This window comes from Oceanobacillus longus (assembly GCF_042650085.1).
GTDB classification, from domain to species: Bacteria; Bacillota; Bacilli; order Bacillales; family Amphibacillaceae; genus Oceanobacillus; species Oceanobacillus longus.
The window spans coordinates 144,177-163,768 of sequence record NZ_JBHSAO010000011.1 but is presented as its reverse complement, the minus strand read 5'-3'; the positions used below and the strand labels follow the sequence as shown (position 1 = coordinate 163,768).

Here is a 19,592-nt window from a genome sequence, read left to right as displayed (position 1 = left end):
CCATATTATATATATTGTTCCTCTTTTTCACTTTCATTTACGTCTGCTTTAGGAGAATCATATAAATGACATGCTACCCAATGATTTGCTTTCACTTCCTGATATGTAGGTTTTTCTAAACTACACCGTTCAAGTGCCTTTGGACAACGTAGTCTAAACGGGCAACCTGATGGTGGGTTTGACGGATCAGGTACATCTCCCTGTAAGATAATTCTCTCTTTTTTTATTGTTGGATCTGTTGAAGGAATAGCAGATAACAGGGATTTTGTATAAGGGTGTAACGGCTCATTATATAAATCATCCGTTTCAGCCATTTCCATCATTTGTCCAAGATACATGACTCCCACTCGGTCACTAACGTGGCGTACGACATTTAAATCATGAGAAATAAATAGATAGGTGAGCTTTAATTCATCCTGTAAATCAATGAGTAAATTTAGGATTTGCGCTTGAATGGAAACATCCAATGCAGACACCGCTTCATCCAATATAACAACCTTTGGATTTAAAATAAGGGCTCTTGCAATACTAATACGCTGACGCTGCCCGCCACTGAATTCATGTGGATGTTTGTCTACCTGCTGTCTTGTTAATCCAACTTTTTCAGCTATATCAAAAACGCGCGCTGACGCTTCCTTTTTTGAGCAAACTTTGTGCGTAAGTAAGGGCTCCAACAGAAGATTTTTCACCGTCATTCTTGGGTTCAGAGAACTATATGGATCTTGGAAAATCATTTGAAGATCCTTCCTGAGTCCTCGGAAATCCCGCTTGGAGTAATCAAGAATATCTTTTCCCTGATATAATATTTCACCTGAAGTTGGCTCATGTAAACGTAGGATCGATCTTCCCGTTGTTGATTTCCCGCAGCCACTCTCCCCCACAAGGGAAAATGTTTCTTCTTCATTTATTTCAAAACTAATCCCATCGACTGCACGTACATAGTTTTTCGTACGTTTAAATATTCCTGCCTTCTGGGGGAAGTGTTTTTTTAAATGATTTACTTTTAAAATAACGTTATCCGTCTTCATTTCTTCTCCCCCCATCTTTATATAGCCAACACTTACTACTATGATCATCATTTATTGCGAATAAATCAGGTTCCTGCTGGTGACACATATCCATGACATGAGGGCATCTGGAAGCAAATCGACAGCCTGTCTCTTTGAGGTCAGTCGGAGCAGGAACATTTCCAGGAATCGCATACAATTTCTTTGAACGCTTCCCCAAAGATTGGACGGATGCCAATAACCCTTGTGTATATGGATGTGTTGGGTTTTTAAATAGATCGATAACGCTCGATTCCTCCACAACCGTCCCTGCATACATGACCGCTACTCGTTCACATGTCTCCGCAATCACACCAAGGTCATGCGTAATTAGAAGAATCGATGTATCATAGAATTCAGTTAGTTCATTCATTAAATCAAGAATTTGCGCTTGAATCGTCACATCTAATGCGGTCGTTGGTTCATCCGCAATCAAGAGCTTCGGTTTACATATGAGAGCCATCGCAATCATCACACGTTGTCGCATTCCACCTGACAACTGATGTGGATAGCTATTTAAAAGTTGTTCAGGCCTTGAAAACCCTACCTTTTCAAACATATCAATAATCATATGGCGCATTTCCTTGTTGCTGTATTTTCCATGGAAACGCAACACTTCTGAAATCTGATGTTCAATAGTAAATAGAGGATCTAACGCGGTCATTGGTTCCTGAAAAATCATCGATACTTCATTGCCACGGATATTCAGCATTTCTTTTTTCGATACAGCGGTTAAGTCTGTTTCTTCATTTAAGAAAATATTACCTTTGCTTATACCAATACCGTCCGGCAATAAATTCAGAATGGACAGGGACGTTAAACTTTTGCCACTCCCTGATTCACCAACAATTCCATATTTTTGTTTTTTCTTAATCATTAAATCTAAATTCTTTACGATATTAAAGTGTTCTTTTTCAATTTTTACATCTATTGATAGATTTTTAATATCCAATACCGTAGTCATGTCAAAACGCTCCTTAAACTTTCCAGCCGTTTAAACGCATCAGGGTGTGTATATGCCGTTTTCCCCATAATTACAGGCTTATCCGCTCCCGTTGCAGATGGGATTTGATTATACTCTCCGCAAATGCATTGATACCCTAATATTGCAAAGGCGATAGCTTCTTTAAAATCACTTGAAATATTATACTTTTCATGTGTGTAAACGTTCATATCGGGTAGATGATAGGCCAAGCGTTCCATTAAATACGGATTGTAACTTCCGCCTCCACCAACAATTACTTCATCAATTGCATTACCTTTTCCTGTTAGAAAATCGTTGTAACTATTAGCTATCGTTAAAGCAGTCCACTCCGTTACCGTCGTAACTAGATCGGCCGAATCGATGTCACCAAAATCGTTAAAAATAGCTGTAACGAAAGATTTCCCAAATAACTCTCTACCCGTTGTTTTCGGTGGATTCATTGAAAAATAATTATGGTTTACTAATTGATCTAGTAAAGCTTGATTGATCTTTCCCTTATATGCTATTTGTCCATTTTTATCATACGTGGACTTTCCATTTGTAATTCTAAAAACTACTTCATCAATCACCATATTCCCTGGTCCTGTATCAAAGGACTGTACATCGTTGCTATGTCCATTTTTCGCTAAATAGGTTACATTCCCTATCCCACCAATATTTTGAACCGCAATAGACTTATCGGTAGAATGAAATAACAAATAGTCAACATAAGATACCAATGGTGCTCCTTGGCCATTTGCCGCCATATCCGCTGTTCGGAAATCCCCAACGACAGCGATTCCAGTTGTTTCAGATAACACGGAAATATCTCCAATTTGTAATGTTCCAGGAATATCTACTTCGGTCTCACCTTGAAGTGGTTGATGATAGATTGTTTGACCATGTGAACTGATGAAATGGATATCTTCCTTTGATCGATTTGATTTTACTAAGAGTTTGTTTACCGCATTTCCAAACTCTTTTCCGAGAAACATATTCATGGAAGATATCTTTTGTACTGTAGCGGAAAGGGGCGAACATACTTCCATTAATTCTCGTCTTATAACATCATCGTATTGGATGGCTAGTGATTCGATTAAATTAACTTCTATATTTCCGTTCTTCTTTTCAATTTCAACAAGAGCTGCATCAACACCATCCAGTGATGTACCAGACATCAGACCAATTCCAACTGCTTTACCCATACAATCCCACCCTTTTATTATTTATTTCAGTTTAGGATCCAAAATATCTCGTAAACTATCTCCGAATAAGTTAAAACAAAATATCGTAAATACGATTGCAGCTGTTGGGAAGAGAATGGTCCATGGCGCAAATTCCATATACGTACGACTTGCATCTAACATACTGCCCCATGATGGGTCAGGAGGTTGAACTCCTAGTCCAAGAAAACTCAATGCGGCTTCTGTCAGAATTGCACCTGAGAGACCGAGTGTGATTTGCACAATAAACGGTGCCATTATATTCGGTGTAATATGTTTAAAGATAATTTTAAACGGAGAAACGCCTATCGCAACGGCATTTGTAATATATTCATTTTGTTTAACTCCAATAACTGCCCCTCTTACAATCCTAGTGAAGACCGGTGTAAAAACGATTCCGATTGCAATCATTGTATTTGTTACACTTGGTCCGAGGACGGCGACAATAGTTAGTGCCAGAAGAATATCAGGGAATGCGAAGAATACATCCATGATCCGCATAATAATCTGGTCCACTCTTCCTTGGAAATAGCCGGCAATAAGGCCAAAAACCAACCCTAAACCTGCACCAATCCCCACGGAGATTAAACCGACCTGCAAGGAAACTTGAGCCCCATAAATAATTCTCGAAAAAATATCCCTACCAAATTCGTCTGTACCAAAAATAAATTCACTGCTTGGGGATTCCAAGGCATTTTGTGTATGCATTTGTTCTGGACCATATGGTGCTAAAACAGGTGCAAACAAGGCAACTAAAATTACTAGCAGAATACCTATACAACCAACCAATCCAACCTTGTCTTTCTTTAATCGCTTTAAAAACGGTCTCATACCATCACTCTTTCTATATTCTTTATCACAGGATTTATTTGTAACTTATTCTTGGATCTAAGTACGCATAAAGAATATCAACTAGTAAATTTACTAATACGAATACGAAAGCTATAAACAGTACAGATCCTTGTACTACCATGAAGTCCCTTTGATTAATAGCTGTAAGTACTAATTGCCCTAATCCAGGTAATGAGAAAATTTGTTCAATAATAACTGCACCACCTAATAAAGATCCTACCTGTAATCCAATAATGGTTAATATTGGAATCATTGCATTTTTAAGTGCGTGTTGAAAGATAATCACTTTTTCCTTCGCACCCTTTGCTCGTATGGTGCGAATAAAGTCTTGCATTAAAATTTCCAATATCGATGACCTTGTCATTCTCATGACAGCACCAGCCATTGAAGTTCCCATTACAATTGCCGGAATAATCATAATCTGCAAGTTGCGCAGTGGATCTTCAAACAATCCAACATAACCAACAGGAGGGCTGTAAGAAAAGGCAAGCGCCAATACAAGAATGATTACTGTCGCCAAAGCAAAATTTGGAACCGATACACCAAAGAGCGATACAATCCGCACACCAAAATCGATGTTTGAATTACGCTTCATTGCAGCAAGAATCCCTAATGGTATAGCAATAATCCAAGCAATCATTGCAGATAATATCGTTAACTCAAAAGTTACTTTAAAGCGACTTAGAATATCTGGTAACACTTCAGCCCCTGTTCGCATGGACTCTCCAAAGTCTAATGTTAATACGCCACCCATCCAGTTTAAATACTGCTGGTATAGCGGTAAATTTAAACCGAAATCTTTCCTCAGCTGTGCCAGTGTTTCTGGGGTTGCGTCTGTTCCAAGGATTGTCTGTGCCACATCTCCAGGGATAATACGCATCACGAAAAAGATGAATATAGAAACTCCAAAAAGCACGGGGATCAGCATCAAGATCCTTCGCATGATATATGTAAACATCTTTCATCACCCTTACTAAAGAAATAGAGGAGTGCTGCAAAACATGCAGCACTTCTATTTTTATTTTTTAGAAACCTCTTCAATATCTTCACTGCTATGCGCGTATGGCTGATAATCTACGACACCATCTCTAACCGCGACATAATTCATTGGAGAAACCATGAATAGATTAGGTGATAGTTCGAGTAATAGTTCCTGAGATTGATTGTAAACTTCTTTACGCTCCTCTACGTCAACCGTACCCTTCCCTTTTAAGACAAGCTCATCATATTCCGCATTCGAGAAATTCCAAACGTTAGCTGAACCATCCGTATGGAAGAAATAGTTCATCGCACGGTCAGGATCTGAACCTGAACCATTTCTGCCTATTAAAATATCAGCAGATTTATTTGACCAAATATCAATATATTCGCCCCACTCAACTTGTCTGATTTCAGCATTCACTCCAATTTCTTTCCATTGTTGTTGAAGTAGTTGTGCTGTATCTACCATATCCGGGTATGTGGAGGCTGTAGTTATTGTTATTTCAAATCCATCCGGATATCCAGCATCAGCAAGTAAATCTTTCGCTTGATCCAAGTCATTTTGATAAAGTTCATGCGCTTCTACATCTAATGACCAATCTCCCATTGCTGGAGCAATTGGACCGGTAATAACTCCCTGACCATTCCACGCTATATCTACAATTTCCTGACGATTGGTTGCAAGACTTAATGCCTGTCTAACTTTCTCATCAGTTAATGGTTCCACATCAACATTGAAACCGACATAACTGTATTCCAACGATTGATAATCCATTACAGATAAACCATCCGCTCCATCAAGCAACTCTGCGCTTTGTGCATTGACAGTAGTCATATCAATTTCACCTGTACGAATTGCTGACAATCTCGAAGCTTCTTCAAGCATGGTATAATACTCTACCTTATCTAATTTAGGAATACCATCAACATAATAATCTTCATTTTTCAGTAGCGTTACGGAGTTATCAGGGACCCACTCTTCAAATACGAACGGACCTGTACCGATGGCCACTTGTTGCAGATCACCATTTTCCTCAACAACTTCCTGAGCTACAATTGCAGCACTTGAATTTGTTAGATTTGTTAAAAATGTTGCATTTGGATTTGCCAATTTAAATTGAATTTGATAATCTCCTAAAACTTCGATAGTTTCAATATCCGCAAAATAGGAAGCAATATGTGATGCAGTTTCTTCATTTAAGATACGTTCAAAGCTGTATTTGACATCCTCAGCTGTCATTTCACGACCATTGTGGAATTGAGCCCCTTCCACTAAGTTAAATATATAGGTGGAGTCATCAGGTTGGTCCCAGCTTTCTGCCAATTGACCTTCCAATTCCATGTTCTCATCGAAAGTTACTAATCCCTCGTATACTTTGGAATAGACACGTACAGATGAAGCTGCTGGTGTTTTATGCGGATCTAGTCCTGCTGGTTCCTGATCATTGGCTATTTTTAAAACTTGTTCTGCCTGTGTTTCTTCCTCTGAACCGGATTCTGCTTCTGCATCACTAGTTTCCCCACTATCATTGCTATCATTGGAACATGCTGCTATAACAAAAGCTAAAGCAATGAACAATAAAAATAAAAACTGCTTTTTAAACATCTAATTTTCCCCCTTTTTGATTAAGAAAAGCTCTGATGAACTTCTCTGAAAATGTCTTTTCTAAACGCATTAATATTTCTTGGATGTTCTACATGAAGTCGGTTTGTTAATAAAGCAACAGAGATACCCTTTTTCGGTTCAATCCAAATGGATGTCCCTGTAAAACCCGTATGACCAAAGCCTTCAGGATAAATTTCTGACTGTTCCCAGCCAAGCGCCCTAGTCCCTAATTGCAATGTTAATGCTTCGTCAATTAAAGATTTTTGTATGAACTGTTTTCCCTTGTAGACTCCCCCCTTCAAATATAGTTGGCCAATCTTTACTATATCTGTTGTATTTGAAAACAATCCTGCATGACCAGATTCACCATTGAAGAAATAGTAAGCGTTCCCATCATTCGCTTCGCCGACGATAGGAATGCCATCCTGACGCCAATCAAAAAATTCAAAGTTCCCTTCTTTACACATCTGTTTTTCGATTTTATTTCCAAATTCTGTGGCTGCTATATTTCCATCATCATAGGGATGATATGTAAGTGTTTCGAGATCTAGAGGGGCGACTAGCTCCTGTTGGACGATTTCCTGCAAACTTTTATTAAAATGATGTTTGGCAACTTCACCAAGCAAAATATAATTCAAATCACTATAAACTGTTTCTTCCTTTTTATTGTGCATAACGTCTATCGTGTCCAAAACGGAAAAAACAGTCTCTTTTTTTTGCGAATAAAATGGGTACCATGCCCGGATGCCACTGCTGTGCGTCATTAATTGTTTCAATGTGATTGGTGCTAGAACCTTATTTACAGATAGGTTTGGTAAACATTCACTTAGTGTCGATGATAATTTTAATGAAGTATCTGAGATGATTTTTAATATAATTGTAGTTGTTATGATTTTGGTAACACTTGCTAAATCGAAGACGGTATGTAATTCACATGAAGTGTTTTTAATTGAATTTGCTTTACCATATGCTTGATGAAATAGCTTTTCATCATTAACAGCTATATAACAAACGCCACCAGAAAAATAATCATTTTCCATGTAGCTATTAAAAATGGAAGCTATCCTTTTATTTAGTTCATAATTAGAATCGATTCTGAATCACCTCTCTCGTCTTATCTAAGTAATCTACGGATTGTTTAAAATCCAAAGACGCTATTCCCGTAAATAAAATATCAACAATATTTAATTGTGCGATTCTTGAAGCAGTAGCACCACTTCGAATACTCTTTTCAATATTGGAGGCGTATAAGCTAATCGTTGATAATTTTTGAACTGTATTACTGCCATAACCAGTTAATGAAATAATGTTCGCTTGATTTTTGGTCGCGATTTTCAGCGTATCAATGATTTCTTTCGTTTCCCCAGAATAGGAAATGGCAACGACAACATCTTCTGTCGTTAAATGAACAGCAGATGTAAGTTGTGTATGACTATCTGTTAATGCTTCACAACATTTATTTATTCGTTTAAATTTCTGTTCCAAATCCAGTGCTACAATGGCAGAAGCGCCAACTCCTATGACAATAATTTTTCTTGCGTTGTTTAATACATCGATAGCTTTTTTTATGTTTGTTTCATCGATTAAAGCTAGTGTGCTGCTAATGGAATGCATATTATTATTAGAGATAAATTTTATTATTTCAGAAAGACTTGCTTCGGAAGAAATATCTTCATACCGATCGGTAGGAGCAACCTCCTGATTAATAGAAGCGGAAATGCTTAATTTTAATTCTCTAAAACCTTTAATTTGGAGTGAACGGCACATACGTATGACTGTTGCTTCACTCGTCTTGGTATTATTGGCTAACTGAGCAATCGGCAAATTTAATATAGCCTCTGGATTACTTAATATATACTTGGCAACTTTCTTTTCAGCAGGTTTCAATGTAGACAATCCCTGCCTAATTCGCCCAATACCCCCGTTATACATAAGTGCCTCCTTTACCTTTTGAAGTTTTACTCCACAAATAAGTAATAATTATGTAGTTAAACTACATTTTATTTTAAATATATTCTGATGTCAACAAAATTTAACAATCTTCTAATAATTTAAATAAGGATGTTTACTAAAATAACAACCCGCGGTTTTATAATTTGTCGATATTTCCCGGGAAATGGAAACTGTTTTCGATACTTGTCTAACTTTGATATAACTTCGCTTCACACATAAAACTTACCCAAAAATAATAAAGTATACAAAAAACCGCTATCATTAATCATAAGCATTAAAGATAGCGGTTTTTACTACTGTTTATTTTTCAAAATAACTTACAATTGCATCTGCGATTCTGCGTGATGTTCTTTCTTATACACAGCTAAAATTAATAAAAACTATAAGCAATTTTCACACGAAGTTAAGGAAGTATTCAACGCCCTGTGGCTCATAATGTAAGATATCTAGACAATCGTTTTTTTTATTTCCTTTAAAGTATCTTGCCACAAAAGGAAGCAAAAGAACCTGCCCCACGCTTCCTTATAATTTTACGGTTTTTCGTGATTTGTTTGATTTGTAGGCTGCTAGGGCTGCTTCTAGTGCTTTTAATCCATCGTATCCGGTAATTGATGGTTGTCTCTTTTTCGCTATACAATCGACAAAGTCTTTGATTAATTCAACGTCCATATTATTCCCAAAAAATGAATGTTGTAAAGGCTTCTTCCCATCCGTGTACATTCGAATATGTTCTTGCAGTGTATCTACGCGAACGGTTTGCTTTGTACCAATTACTTCGATGGTTACATCACCCCATGTAGGATAGGCTTTAAATTTGGACCAGCTTGCATCATGTGTTGCAATTACACCGTCTTCAAATTCCAATGTTAAGATTCCCGCATCGTCTATTGGTATATCATGAAAATAGGAATCGACAATCGCATAAACTTCTGTAATTTCTTTCCCTAAATACCAGCGCATAATATCAACCATATGTACGGTGTGATCTAATACAGCGCCACCGCCAGATTGTTCTTTATCGATAAACCACCCCCCTGGATTTTGACCACGATTGGTAGTACGGAAAGCAACAATTTCACCGAGTTCCCCTTGATCAATCATTTGTTTTAACTCTTGGATTGGACTGCTGAATCTGACTGGAAAGGCAATTTGCAATGTAACACTATTTTCAGCGCATGCTTGTATCATTTCTTCTGCATCCTCAATCGTTGTTGCGATTGGCTTTTCGCATAAAATGTGCTTTTTGGCTTTTGCTGCACGGACGACCATTTCCTTGTGTTTATTATTTTCACTGCAAATAATGACAGCATCCATTTCCAAACTTAAAAATGCATCTTGATCAGCGTAAAAGGTTGTCTTGTATTTTTCCGCTACTTCTAATCCACGTTTCGGGTTATCATCAAAAATCCCCGTTATCTCAACACCCGGGATCTGCTTCAGTCCGTTTATATAGCTATGTGCATGCATATGTGCAAAACTCATCATACCTATCTTCACGATTCCATCCCTCCGTCCAATAGATTGCGGTATTTTGCTAGCTTTGCCAGTACATTCTCATCCACTGTATGTGCATTTTCCAGGATGGTATCAGTCCTCATTGTTAAAGCACTGCTAGGTGTGGTTTCAGATATTAGAGCACTCATTTCATCACTATTAAATTCGATGATTTGCTGTATTCCACACCAGTCAAATTCAATCTGCTCCTTATCTAGTAGCGTATATTCCACATGTGCCATCGTTCCTCCCCCAAAATTCAATGTGACAATGACATGTTTCGGTGTGAAATCATCGTTGCTTCTTTTTACAAAGATGGCTTCTGGTTCACCAAATAAGGAGGTGATCATAATTATATCCTCCACTAGCAACGATTCATTTTTATCTGAAGCAGTTATTCTACGATAACGAAACACACCTTTTGGTTTTTCAGTTTTGCTTAACAAATCTTTTAACTTTTGAAAAAAGGCATCGTTTTCTAATTCAAAATAGAGCTTTACATTCCTTCCAGATGAGACTTTATCGAGTAATTTAGTAGGAATAACTACTATATCTTTCTCAATATCTACCTCCGCTAAAGTAGGAAAAACTACTGTTTCTTTGGAATTTACAACAACTCTTTTTGAACCTGAGATAATAATATTCTTCATGTGTTTAACCTCCTATACGAGATAGATTTCTTTACCGGTTTTTGCCGATTCATAAATCGCCGTCAGCATCTTCATCATCTCAACGCCATCAGACACAGGTGCAATATTTTCTTTTCCTTCCCGACAACATTCTACAAAATGGTTAATTTCATTAGAAAAAGCCTTCACAAAATTAAAGTCAAGTTGATCCATTTGCGGTGTTACATTTAAAATCGTATGATGTTTTTCTGTGACAACAGTTAGCTCGGGTTCAATCTCGGCACCACCCTTATCCCCAAATAACTTCACTGCTAGTTCATCCTGCTTGGCATGCGCTGTAAAACTTACATCAACGATAATGGATGCTCCATTTTCAAATCGGATCATTGCATTTGTTAAATCTTCTACATCATTCAATACCGGATCATAGTCTGCTGCTTTGTAGAAGGAGAGGTTTTCAATATGATTGCGGTTTCCAAGTAAAGAATAGCTATTTCCACTAACTGACACTGGACGAGGCTTCCCCATTAAATACCAGCAAATGTCAATCATATGGACACCTAAGTCGATAAGCGGCCCGCCACCTGACTTTGTACGATCACTAAACCAGCCACCAGGATTACCTAACCTTCTCATACAGGAGGCTTTTGCATAATAGATTTCACCGAGTTCATTCTGAGCAATGAATTTTTTAAGAACTTTTGCATTATCTCCATGTCTGCGCACAAATCCTACCTGCAAAATTTTACCTGTTCTCTCTACCGCCGCTTCGACTGCCAATGCTTCTTCCACCGTCATGCTTAACGGCTTTTCCACCAAAACATTTTTCCCAGCTTCTAATGCAGCAACAGCAATTTCAGCATGGGTATTATTCCACGTACAAATACTTACGGCGTCAATTTCTTTATTTTCCAGTAGCGCACTGTAGTCGGTGTAAAGCTTTGTCACTTTATAGACCGATCCCTTTTCAATTAATCGATGTTCATCATTATCACACAATGCAATTAATTCAACATCATTATGATTAAGATAGGCTTGAATATGCTGATATGAAATGGACCCCAAACCGATTACTCCAATTTTCAACATGATATATTCTCCTTTATATTTAAGCTTTTTCTTATTTCCACTGCTTTTTCCGGATAATCTGTTATCATTGCTGTACATTTTGCTTTTATGAATTTTTCCATATCTCCTTTTTTATTAATCGTATATACTCTGATAGGATGATTTCTTTTTATTAGTTTTTCTATCATCTCTAGATCTGTCTTTGGGCCATGTGGATGGATCCCGGAGACTCCAATTAAATTTAAGTAATTCCATGGTTCGAAAAGTTTATCTAATGTGATGATGGCATATTGCAAATCTGGGTTCATTTGCCTCATATGATAAATGGATTGGTGATTAAAAGATGAAATAATAACACGTTCCTCCAATTTATATTCTTGAATTTTGGATAGTAGTTTTTCTTCCATCCCATTATATGGGATAGTCGCATTTTTCATTTCTATGTTAATTGATAAGTCATTACCTAATAAAAAATCCAATACTTCATCCAGGGTAGGAATCCGTTCATTTGCAAATCTTTTATCAAACCATGACCCCGCATCCAACTTCTTTAATTCCCCAACAGTAAACGAATTTACTTTCCCTTTTCCATCTGTTGTCCGATTGACTGTTGCATCATGGATGACTACGAGCTCTTCATCTCGGGAAAGTTGGATATCTATTTCTATCCCATCTGCACCAACCCGCTTTGCCTCCTGGTAAGAAGCAATTGTGTTCTCCGGATGGGTTCCAGCACTTCCTCTATGCCCAATTATTTGCGTCATGAATAACGTCCTCCCTTGGTTTCTCATATTTTCCAAATGTACGGGAAACACCCCACATCGTAATATATGCACTCACACTTCCACCAAAGAAGAAGAGCATTGCCGGAAATGCATAAAATGTAACCACATGCATGATAATTAGTGTTATAACAAGAAAAATAGTTAGTAACGGGTGAATGACACCGATCATAATGGACCATCTAAAATATTGCAGACGTTTAAGATTAAAATGAGCAAACAACGGAAAAATATAAAGAAAAATAATACAAAATAAAAGCATTAACGCTACGACACCGTAACTGGCAATAAAGTACGTAATACTTTCCTGAGCCCGTAGAATCTGGAACCCTATGATTAACAAGTAGCCAATGACTGCAAGAATTAATCCGACTGCATTTGCTTGCATAAATTCCTTTTTATAAGACCTCCAAAAGGTTTTAACTACTGGAATATCCTGCTCTTCCAACACCCATTTCCGTACAACAGAAAACATCGCTGCAGTCGCTGGCATGATCCCAAAAAGAATAAGCCCTATCAATGTGAAAGCAATCCACAAAAGATTCAGATAAGCCAATCTCATCGCCCATACAGAAAATAGATAGTATCCATTAACAAATGTCTTCATTCTCTTTCCTCCTACAGTTCTTTCGTTTGCTTACTATTCTTTCACCGATCCAATTAATACACCTTTTACAAAATAGCGCTGTAAGAATGGATAGACGATTAATAACGGTAATGCGGAAACAATGATAACCGCATATTTTACAAGTGCTGCCGTCTCTACTTGCGCAACAAGTGACTCTACAACACCAGCCCCACCCATGTCTCCACCAATTTCATTCACAATTAAAATTTCTCTAAGGACTAGTTGCAATGGGAACATATCTGCATCAGAAAGATAAATCAGCGCTGTGAAGTACTGATTCCATAAACTTACTGCGTGAAACAGCGCCATAACGGCAATTAATGGGAGGGCCAAGGGTAATACGATTTTTCCAAAAATATAAAAATCAGAGGCTCCATCAATTTTAGCCGCTTCAACAAGTTGATCGGGAATACTAGATTCAAAAAAGGTACGTGCTACCAAAATAGACCAGGCACCAACAACATCTGGGATAACAATCGCCCACATCGTATCTACCATTCCTAATGATTTTATGACTAAATAAGTCGGAATTAAACCACCATTAAATAACATCGTAAAAAGAATAAACCATAATAAAATTTTCTTTCCTATTAGTTCTTTTCGGGAAAGTGCATAGGCACACGGTAACAAGATGATTAAATGAAAAAGTGTCCCTACCGTCGTATAAATAATTGTATTTTTGTATCCCGTCCATATCGCTTCGTTTTGGAATACCGCCTTAAATCCTTCAAACGTAATGTCTACTGGCCATAACCACATTTCCCCTGAACTCACCTTGGCAGGGTCACTAATCGAAGCACTAATGACAAAGATTACTGGGTAAATAATAATAGCCGTTATAATAAAAACAAATAATTTGTTACTAATATCAAATGATTTATCCGATAAGCTCTGATTTTTCATTTAGATTCCCCCTACCACAAACTGTTGTTACTTATTCTTCGTGCCATGTAGTTTACTGTAACAAGTAAAATAATATTAATAACGGAGTCAAACAAACCGACTGCAGCTGAATAACTATATTGCCCTTCCAACAAACCAGTTTCATAAACAAACGTTTGAATAATATCTGAGGTCTCGGCATTAAGCGAGTTCTGCATTAATAGTACTTTTTCAAATCCGACCGACATGAAACTTCCTACATTTAAAATGAATAGAATAACGATGGTAGGAAGAATGGATGGAATATTAATATAAAAAATTCGTTGCAATCGACTAGCTCCATCTACTCTAGCTGCTTCATGAAGTTCTGGATTAACACCTGCTAAAGCAGCAAGATAAATAATAGAACTCCAGCCTAACGTTTGCCACTCACCAGACCAAACATAAATATGACGAAACCAATCTGGACTTGTTAGAAATGGGATGGAATCGCCGCCAATCGAGACAATCGCATGATTAATTAATCCTGTAATTGGATCCAAAAAAGCGACAAGCATTCCGACAACAACTACCGTCGAAATAAAATGTGGTGCATATGTAAGGGTTTGTGTCCATTTTTTATACATCCCATTCTTTAATTCATTCAGTGCAAGTGCAAAGATGATAGGTAATGGAAATAATAGCAACTGGTACACACTAATGATGAGTGTATTCTTCAATAATCTTCCAAAATAATACGACTCAAAAAAACGCTCGAAATGGTCAAATCCTACCCATGGGCTACCTAATATACCAAGGTTTGCGTAGAAGTCTTTAAATGCAATTTGAACTCCATACATTGGTACGTAATGGAAGATTAAAAAGAAGAGGACGGCAGGTGCGATAAACACATATAACTGCCAATTTCTCAAAAAACTTTTTTTCGTTTTATTAAAATTAAACTTACTTTGCGTTGTTATAGGCATTGCAGCTGTATTTTGCATCCCTTTAGGTGCATCTGAATCTTTTGCTTTCCTACCCAGCATCTAAGTACACCTCCATGTTTCACTGTTTAAATGAAAGAGAGGGAGAAGATAGTTTCTCCCTCCTAGAATACTTTTCTTTTTTTAATTACTTTCGTATCGATCTAAAGCTGCTTGTTGAATTTCCATATATTCTTCAAGTCCCATGCTTTCTATCGTTTCTACATAAGAATCCCATTCTGAAAACGGAACGTCACCTGTAATAAATTGATCTTGCATTTCATTTACATAGGTGTGAATATCTGCTTGTAATGCAGTTAATCGATTATTTTCTTCATCCGTATAAGTAAATACAGACCATGCTTCTTCCGTTAGGTCGGGTTCAATGATTTCTGTTGCCTCAAGGGAAGATGGAAGACTTTCTGCTCCGTTAAAGTAATCCGATTTAACGATTCCTGGATACCCTCCACCAAGCCATGTAATATATTTTGATAATTCTTGTTCCAACGTTAATCCATCAGGGCTGTTTTGAATTTCATCAACGTATTCCAAACTACCGTCTTCTGTTTTTTCATAGGTTACTCCTTCTTCGCCCATGAAATATAATGTTGCTCCTTCGTCACTATAGAAATGATCCATCCATCTTAGTGTTGCAGCTGGATTTTCATTTTCACTCGTTACAACAAAACCACCCATATGCGCTAATGGAGAACCTACTTTATTAAACGATTTCTCTCCATTAGGACCTTCTAATGCTGGCATTGCCACATAGTTTTTGCCTTCTTCACCATAAATTGTTTCTGGACTTGTAATGACTGTGCTTCCATAAAGACCTTCCGAACCATTTGCGTAACTCTGATTCGTTTCGATGGTGTAAATATTTTCTTGAATTAACCCTTCACTATACAGCTTGTTGATATATTCAAGCATGTTCTTATAGCCTTCATTAATTGGGAAGAAACGTGCATCTCCTGAGTTCGGATCTGCATCAATAAATGGATGTTTAATCCCTCTATTTCCAACTCCGAATGAACCTTTCATCCAACCGACTAGCCCACTGATATTTGTGGCACCAAAGGCAATTTCATCATTTTCTCCGTTCCCATTAAGATCTGTTTCTTTTACTGCTTTTAAGAATTCATAATAATCGTCTGTCGTTGACGGAACTTCCATGTCCAATTGCTCTAACCAATCTTGTTTAACCCATGGCTTTGAACCAATTAAAACAGATGGAAAATCCGGTGAGTAAATCGTTGGCAATGCGTATATATTTCCATTTGGAAATGTTAATCCTTTTCTGATTTCAGGATATTCTTCCAATACCGCTGTTAAGTTCGGCATATGTGCTTCAATTAAATCATTTAACTCGATGAAAACTTCTTGTTCACCATATTTTAGTAAATCTGAATTCGGCATATAAGATGTATAGAAAACATCTGGTAAACTTCCACTTGCAAGTGCAAGATTACGTTTCTCTTCTAATCCAGCAGATTGCACTAATTCCCACTCAATATCAATATTGGTCATTTCTGCATAATTTTCCCAAACGAGTACTTCATTATAATCATCCGCAGTCGTCGGATGCTTTCCTGCTAAGAAATGGAGAGAGATGGGATCATCGACGATCGGAAACCCTGATTGATTCACATTACTACTTGCCTCCTCAGTTCCCGCAGAAGCTTCTTCGTTTTCTTCTGCTCCGGAATCATCACTACATGCAGCAAGCATCAATAAGATAGACACGAATAATACCAATAACCAATTCTTTCTCACGCTTCATTTCCCCTTTGCTACCTATTATTTTAGTTTGAGCTTTCCTACTAGACCAGTATGAATATACAATATCTACATTTACGTTTTCTGTTCATCACCTCCCGAATTTTTTGTTCAATCATTTTCTCTGTTTGCCTTGTCCTAAAGCTAGCACCATTCATAAATAAATGAAATATGTAGATTTTGTTTCAGTATGTTGAATCTAAACCGTTTACATTAACCTAATTTATACAAAGGGTTTGTGATTGATTGTTAATTTTGCAAAGATAATGTAAAGCTATTTTCCCGAAGCATTCTAATGTCCTGTTTTAAATTTACAAGCTTGTTAGCAGTCGAGAATATTACACTCTTTGCTAATGAAAAATGAAAAAGAGACTATTCCCTATTAAGGAGATAGTCTCTTGATAAATGTTTAATACATGATGGGTTAGAACGATGATTACGGATTGACGTTCTTTACTAAATAACGATATTGTTCACGATAATGACCAGGCGTAATTCCTTCATTCTTTTTAAATTTGCGGCTAAAATTCGCGACATCTATATATCCAATGTTTTGTACGATATTTTTAATCGGTTCGTCTGTCTCGACTAATAGCCTTTTACATTCTTCTACCCTTAATTTCCAGATGTATTGAGTAAAAGTACTACCCGTTTGTTCTTTTATAAGCCTACTTAAATAGGATACAGACAACTGAAAATGCTTTGCCGTAGCTTCTAAGCTTAACTCATTTGCTGTATACACATCGCGAATATAGGATAGAATTTGATCGCCAACGTCCTTTGTTTTACTTTCAGTGACTTTCTCTACTTCATTACATATTTTTTCTATCCAAATGTGCAATCTTTCTTCCAAATCCTCTAGCGATTGAAATTCAATTAAGTCCTTTACCGAATTAACGCTATGAATCATTCCCAATTCGGAAATACGCTTTAACACAACATTAATGATGTCAAAGCACATACACTTCAGCATATGAACCGATATATCTTTTTCCTTTAATCTTTGTAAAATGAATGAAACCGTTTCTATTGCAACCGTTTGATCCCCTTGCTTTAGACTCTGAACATACTTCATATGATCATTCATGGCATACCATTCGTCACTTTTCTGTTGTTCTGAAATATTTTCAAAGTAAATGGGCTCTGCGGATTTCTTGACGACACCGTATTCAATTGTAGCTGTAGCTTCAATGAACGATCGATTAACAAAATTTATATTTTTGTAGATTGTGCCAACTCCTACAGCAGGCATATATTCATCTTCAACCTGCAATTTACTAGAAATGGCCTCCGTAAATTTTCTTCTCTGTTCGTCGATTTGATCTTCAGTTAACATAACGATCAAAGCCACAGCATGATCGGACACCAGCTCTACACCATATCCTGTACATTTTTGAAATGATATTTCTTTTAGGTCATGTAACAGTCGCTCCCTGTTCAGGAAAGCTTTTTCTCCTTCGATCTTTTCAGTGAAAGAAATGATAATGACAAAAAACGGAAGATGGATTGGAATCGTTACATCTTCTGCTAGCTGTACCCATTCTTCTCGATGACTAGACTTCCCCTTTAGTAATTGCAACAAAAACTGTTCACGAACATATTGCTTATTTTCATCCACTTTCTTCTGGAGTTGATCCTTATCTTTGTATATTCCTTGAATGGAGTCACGTATATGATCAAAATCATCCCTTAATTTTATTTTACCTGACGTTTTTTTAGCTTTTAAATGGAGTAGTTGCGTTATACTCTCTATTGGTTTATATTGCTTATTCGACAAATAAATGGATAAGCTTATTCCAATAACGAGCGTGACAAACAATATAAGTAGTGTACTTTGCTTCAAATTAGACATTTTGCTGTAAAATTGATCTGTTGGGACGGCAGTAATAAATGTCCAATCACTAACATCAGAATCAACAGTCACCAAAGAGTACTCCTCATTCACTACCTTTAACTCACTAACCCCTGATTTTTCAGACATATTTTCTTTTATGTAATTTTGACTAATGGAATCTCCAGTGGACTTTGATGCTAGTAATTCCTTGTCCCCATTGAATACAAAAATACTTCCATTAAAATCTCCTAACACATTTTGCATAAGTCCGGATAATGTGCTTTCCCTTACTAAAAAAAATATCGTTCCATAGGAAGCATTTCCATTAGGGTTAATCGGAAATAAATAAGATATAACGTTTTTTTGCTCGTTTTTTGATTCCATTGTTAAAGGATAAACTTCAGATTCTGATAACGTTCGTAAATCATGATTAATCTTTTGCTTATCTTCTTCTACAAATGGATAGATAGTGTTCGTAAAATTCTCCATGGATCCACTGCCCATTGTTGAATATATATGTTTTTCATCGTGATAATATAATAATATATCATCTATAATGGAGCTGTTTACCTTATACGAATTCAATTCCCTAATTGCTTGTTTACTTTCATATGGCTGCTTCATCATATACGGGGTTAAACGGTGATCTAATGCGATTCGACTTGCGATATTTTCCAATTCCGTCATTCGCGAATCTGAGAAATCACGTACCTGCTCTATTTTCTCTATATTTGTTCGAATTATTTCCTCTCTCAGATTGTTAACTGATAACTGATAAAAAAAGGTACTTGTAAGAATAAATGGTATTAAAAATATGGCGATATAAGAGAGTAAATACTTATAAAAGAGAGAAGACTTTTTCTTCATTTTTCCCACAATAACCCCACCTTTACCCTAAATTATATCACAATA

At 36.8% G+C, this 19,592-nt stretch carries 17 protein-coding genes; all 17 read right to left on the bottom strand.

Annotated elements, in window-relative coordinates:
* Positions 1-5 precede the first annotated feature (5 nt).
* A complete protein-coding gene (locus ACFOUV_RS14790) occupies positions 6-1,028 on the bottom strand; it encodes an ABC transporter ATP-binding protein (protein ID WP_379497554.1) in 1,023 nt (340 codons plus the stop codon).
* Positions 1,015-2,010 carry an ABC transporter ATP-binding protein gene (locus ACFOUV_RS14785; protein WP_379497553.1) on the bottom strand — a complete coding sequence of 332 codons (996 nt, stop codon included), beginning with the start codon at positions 2,008-2,010 and terminating at the stop codon, positions 1,015-1,017. The genes ACFOUV_RS14790 and ACFOUV_RS14785 overlap by 14 nt, the downstream gene beginning before the upstream one ends.
* The gene (locus ACFOUV_RS14780) at positions 2,007-3,215 is read right to left on the bottom strand and encodes an anhydro-N-acetylmuramic acid kinase (protein WP_379497552.1); all 1,209 of its coding nucleotides are present in this window, start codon (positions 3,213-3,215) and stop codon (positions 2,007-2,009) included. The genes ACFOUV_RS14785 and ACFOUV_RS14780 overlap by 4 nt, the downstream gene beginning before the upstream one ends.
* Before the next feature lie 21 nt (positions 3,216-3,236).
* Complete coding sequence (locus tag ACFOUV_RS14775; protein ID WP_379497551.1) at positions 3,237-4,064, bottom strand: ABC transporter permease; 828 nt, start codon at positions 4,062-4,064, stop codon at positions 3,237-3,239.
* A 34-nt stretch (positions 4,065-4,098) separates the two neighbouring features.
* Positions 4,099-5,043 (bottom strand): ABC transporter permease, encoded by a 945-nt coding sequence (locus ACFOUV_RS14770; RefSeq protein WP_379497550.1) that lies wholly within the window; start codon positions 5,041-5,043, stop codon positions 4,099-4,101.
* 60 nt (positions 5,044-5,103) lie between these two features.
* The gene (locus ACFOUV_RS14765; protein WP_379497549.1) at positions 5,104-6,672 is read right to left on the bottom strand and encodes an ABC transporter substrate-binding protein; all 1,569 of its coding nucleotides are present in this window, start codon (positions 6,670-6,672) and stop codon (positions 5,104-5,106) included.
* A gap of 20 nt (positions 6,673-6,692) precedes the next feature.
* Positions 6,693-7,727, bottom strand: a complete 1,035-nt coding sequence (locus tag ACFOUV_RS14760) for a serine hydrolase domain-containing protein (RefSeq protein WP_379497804.1) — start codon at positions 7,725-7,727, stop codon at positions 6,693-6,695.
* Positions 7,728-7,755: 28 nt separating this feature from the next.
* Complete coding sequence (locus ACFOUV_RS14755; RefSeq protein ID WP_379497548.1) at positions 7,756-8,604, bottom strand: MurR/RpiR family transcriptional regulator; 849 nt, start codon at positions 8,602-8,604, stop codon at positions 7,756-7,758.
* A 543-nt stretch (positions 8,605-9,147) separates the two neighbouring features.
* Positions 9,148-10,122 (bottom strand): Gfo/Idh/MocA family protein, encoded by a 975-nt coding sequence (locus ACFOUV_RS14750; RefSeq protein ID WP_379497547.1) that lies wholly within the window; start codon positions 10,120-10,122, stop codon positions 9,148-9,150.
* Positions 10,119-10,769, bottom strand: a complete 651-nt coding sequence (locus ACFOUV_RS14745; protein WP_379497546.1) for a hypothetical protein — start codon at positions 10,767-10,769, stop codon at positions 10,119-10,121. Before ACFOUV_RS14745 ends, ACFOUV_RS14750 begins: the two co-directional genes overlap by 4 nt.
* 12 nt (positions 10,770-10,781) lie before the next feature.
* Positions 10,782-11,837: a Gfo/Idh/MocA family protein gene (locus tag ACFOUV_RS14740; RefSeq protein ID WP_379497545.1), complete on the bottom strand. Its 1,056-nt coding sequence runs from the start codon at positions 11,835-11,837 to the stop codon at positions 10,782-10,784.
* A complete protein-coding gene (locus tag ACFOUV_RS14735) occupies positions 11,831-12,580 on the bottom strand; it encodes a glycerophosphodiester phosphodiesterase (protein ID WP_379497544.1) in 750 nt (249 codons plus the stop codon). Before ACFOUV_RS14735 ends, ACFOUV_RS14740 begins: the two co-directional genes overlap by 7 nt.
* Positions 12,558-13,205 carry a YesL family protein gene (locus ACFOUV_RS14730; protein ID WP_379497543.1) on the bottom strand — a complete coding sequence of 216 codons (648 nt, stop codon included), beginning with the start codon at positions 13,203-13,205 and terminating at the stop codon, positions 12,558-12,560. Before ACFOUV_RS14730 ends, ACFOUV_RS14735 begins: the two co-directional genes overlap by 23 nt.
* Before the next feature lie 33 nt (positions 13,206-13,238).
* On the bottom strand, positions 13,239-14,129 hold the full coding sequence (locus ACFOUV_RS14725) for a carbohydrate ABC transporter permease (RefSeq protein ID WP_379497542.1): 891 nt from the start codon (positions 14,127-14,129) through the stop codon (positions 13,239-13,241).
* An 11-nt stretch (positions 14,130-14,140) separates the two neighbouring features.
* Positions 14,141-15,073 (bottom strand): ABC transporter permease, encoded by a 933-nt coding sequence (locus ACFOUV_RS14720; RefSeq protein ID WP_379497803.1) that lies wholly within the window; start codon positions 15,071-15,073, stop codon positions 14,141-14,143.
* Positions 15,074-15,214: 141 nt separating this feature from the next.
* Complete coding sequence (locus tag ACFOUV_RS14715) at positions 15,215-16,843, bottom strand: extracellular solute-binding protein (protein WP_379497541.1); 1,629 nt, start codon at positions 16,841-16,843, stop codon at positions 15,215-15,217.
* 439 nt (positions 16,844-17,282) lie between these two features.
* On the bottom strand, positions 17,283-19,547 hold the full coding sequence (locus ACFOUV_RS14710) for a helix-turn-helix domain-containing protein (RefSeq protein ID WP_379497802.1): 2,265 nt from the start codon (positions 19,545-19,547) through the stop codon (positions 17,283-17,285).
* Positions 19,548-19,592: the final 45 nt, after the last annotated feature.

Bases quoted from the DNA above. Each gene is read 5' to 3' on its own strand.
- ACFOUV_RS14790 (WP_379497554.1), bottom strand. From the start codon at position 1,028: ATGAAGACGGATAACGTTATTTTAAAAGTAAATCATTTAAAAAAACAC.
- ACFOUV_RS14785 (WP_379497553.1), bottom strand. From the start codon at position 2,010: ATGACTACGGTATTGGATATTAAAAATCTATCAATAGATGTAAAAATT.
- ACFOUV_RS14780 (WP_379497552.1), bottom strand. From the start codon at position 3,215: ATGGGTAAAGCAGTTGGAATTGGTCTGATGTCTGGTACATCACTGGAT.
- ACFOUV_RS14775 (WP_379497551.1), bottom strand. From the start codon at position 4,064: ATGAGACCGTTTTTAAAGCGATTAAAGAAAGACAAGGTTGGATTGGTT.
- ACFOUV_RS14770 (WP_379497550.1), bottom strand. From the start codon at position 5,043: ATGTTTACATATATCATGCGAAGGATCTTGATGCTGATCCCCGTGCTT.
- ACFOUV_RS14765 (WP_379497549.1), bottom strand. From the start codon at position 6,672: ATGTTTAAAAAGCAGTTTTTATTTTTATTGTTCATTGCTTTAGCTTTT.
- ACFOUV_RS14755 (WP_379497548.1), bottom strand. From the start codon at position 8,604: ATGTATAACGGGGGTATTGGGCGAATTAGGCAGGGATTGTCTACATTG.
- ACFOUV_RS14745 (WP_379497546.1), bottom strand. From the start codon at position 10,769: ATGAAGAATATTATTATCTCAGGTTCAAAAAGAGTTGTTGTAAATTCC.
- ACFOUV_RS14740 (WP_379497545.1), bottom strand. From the start codon at position 11,837: ATGTTGAAAATTGGAGTAATCGGTTTGGGGTCCATTTCATATCAGCAT.
- ACFOUV_RS14735 (WP_379497544.1), bottom strand. From the start codon at position 12,580: ATGACGCAAATAATTGGGCATAGAGGAAGTGCTGGAACCCATCCGGAG.
- ACFOUV_RS14730 (WP_379497543.1), bottom strand. From the start codon at position 13,205: ATGAAGACATTTGTTAATGGATACTATCTATTTTCTGTATGGGCGATG.
- ACFOUV_RS14725 (WP_379497542.1), bottom strand. From the start codon at position 14,129: ATGAAAAATCAGAGCTTATCGGATAAATCATTTGATATTAGTAACAAA.
- ACFOUV_RS14720 (WP_379497803.1), bottom strand. From the start codon at position 15,073: ATGCCTATAACAACGCAAAGTAAGTTTAATTTTAATAAAACGAAAAAA.
- ACFOUV_RS14710 (WP_379497802.1), bottom strand. From the start codon at position 19,547: ATGAAGAAAAAGTCTTCTCTCTTTTATAAGTATTTACTCTCTTATATC.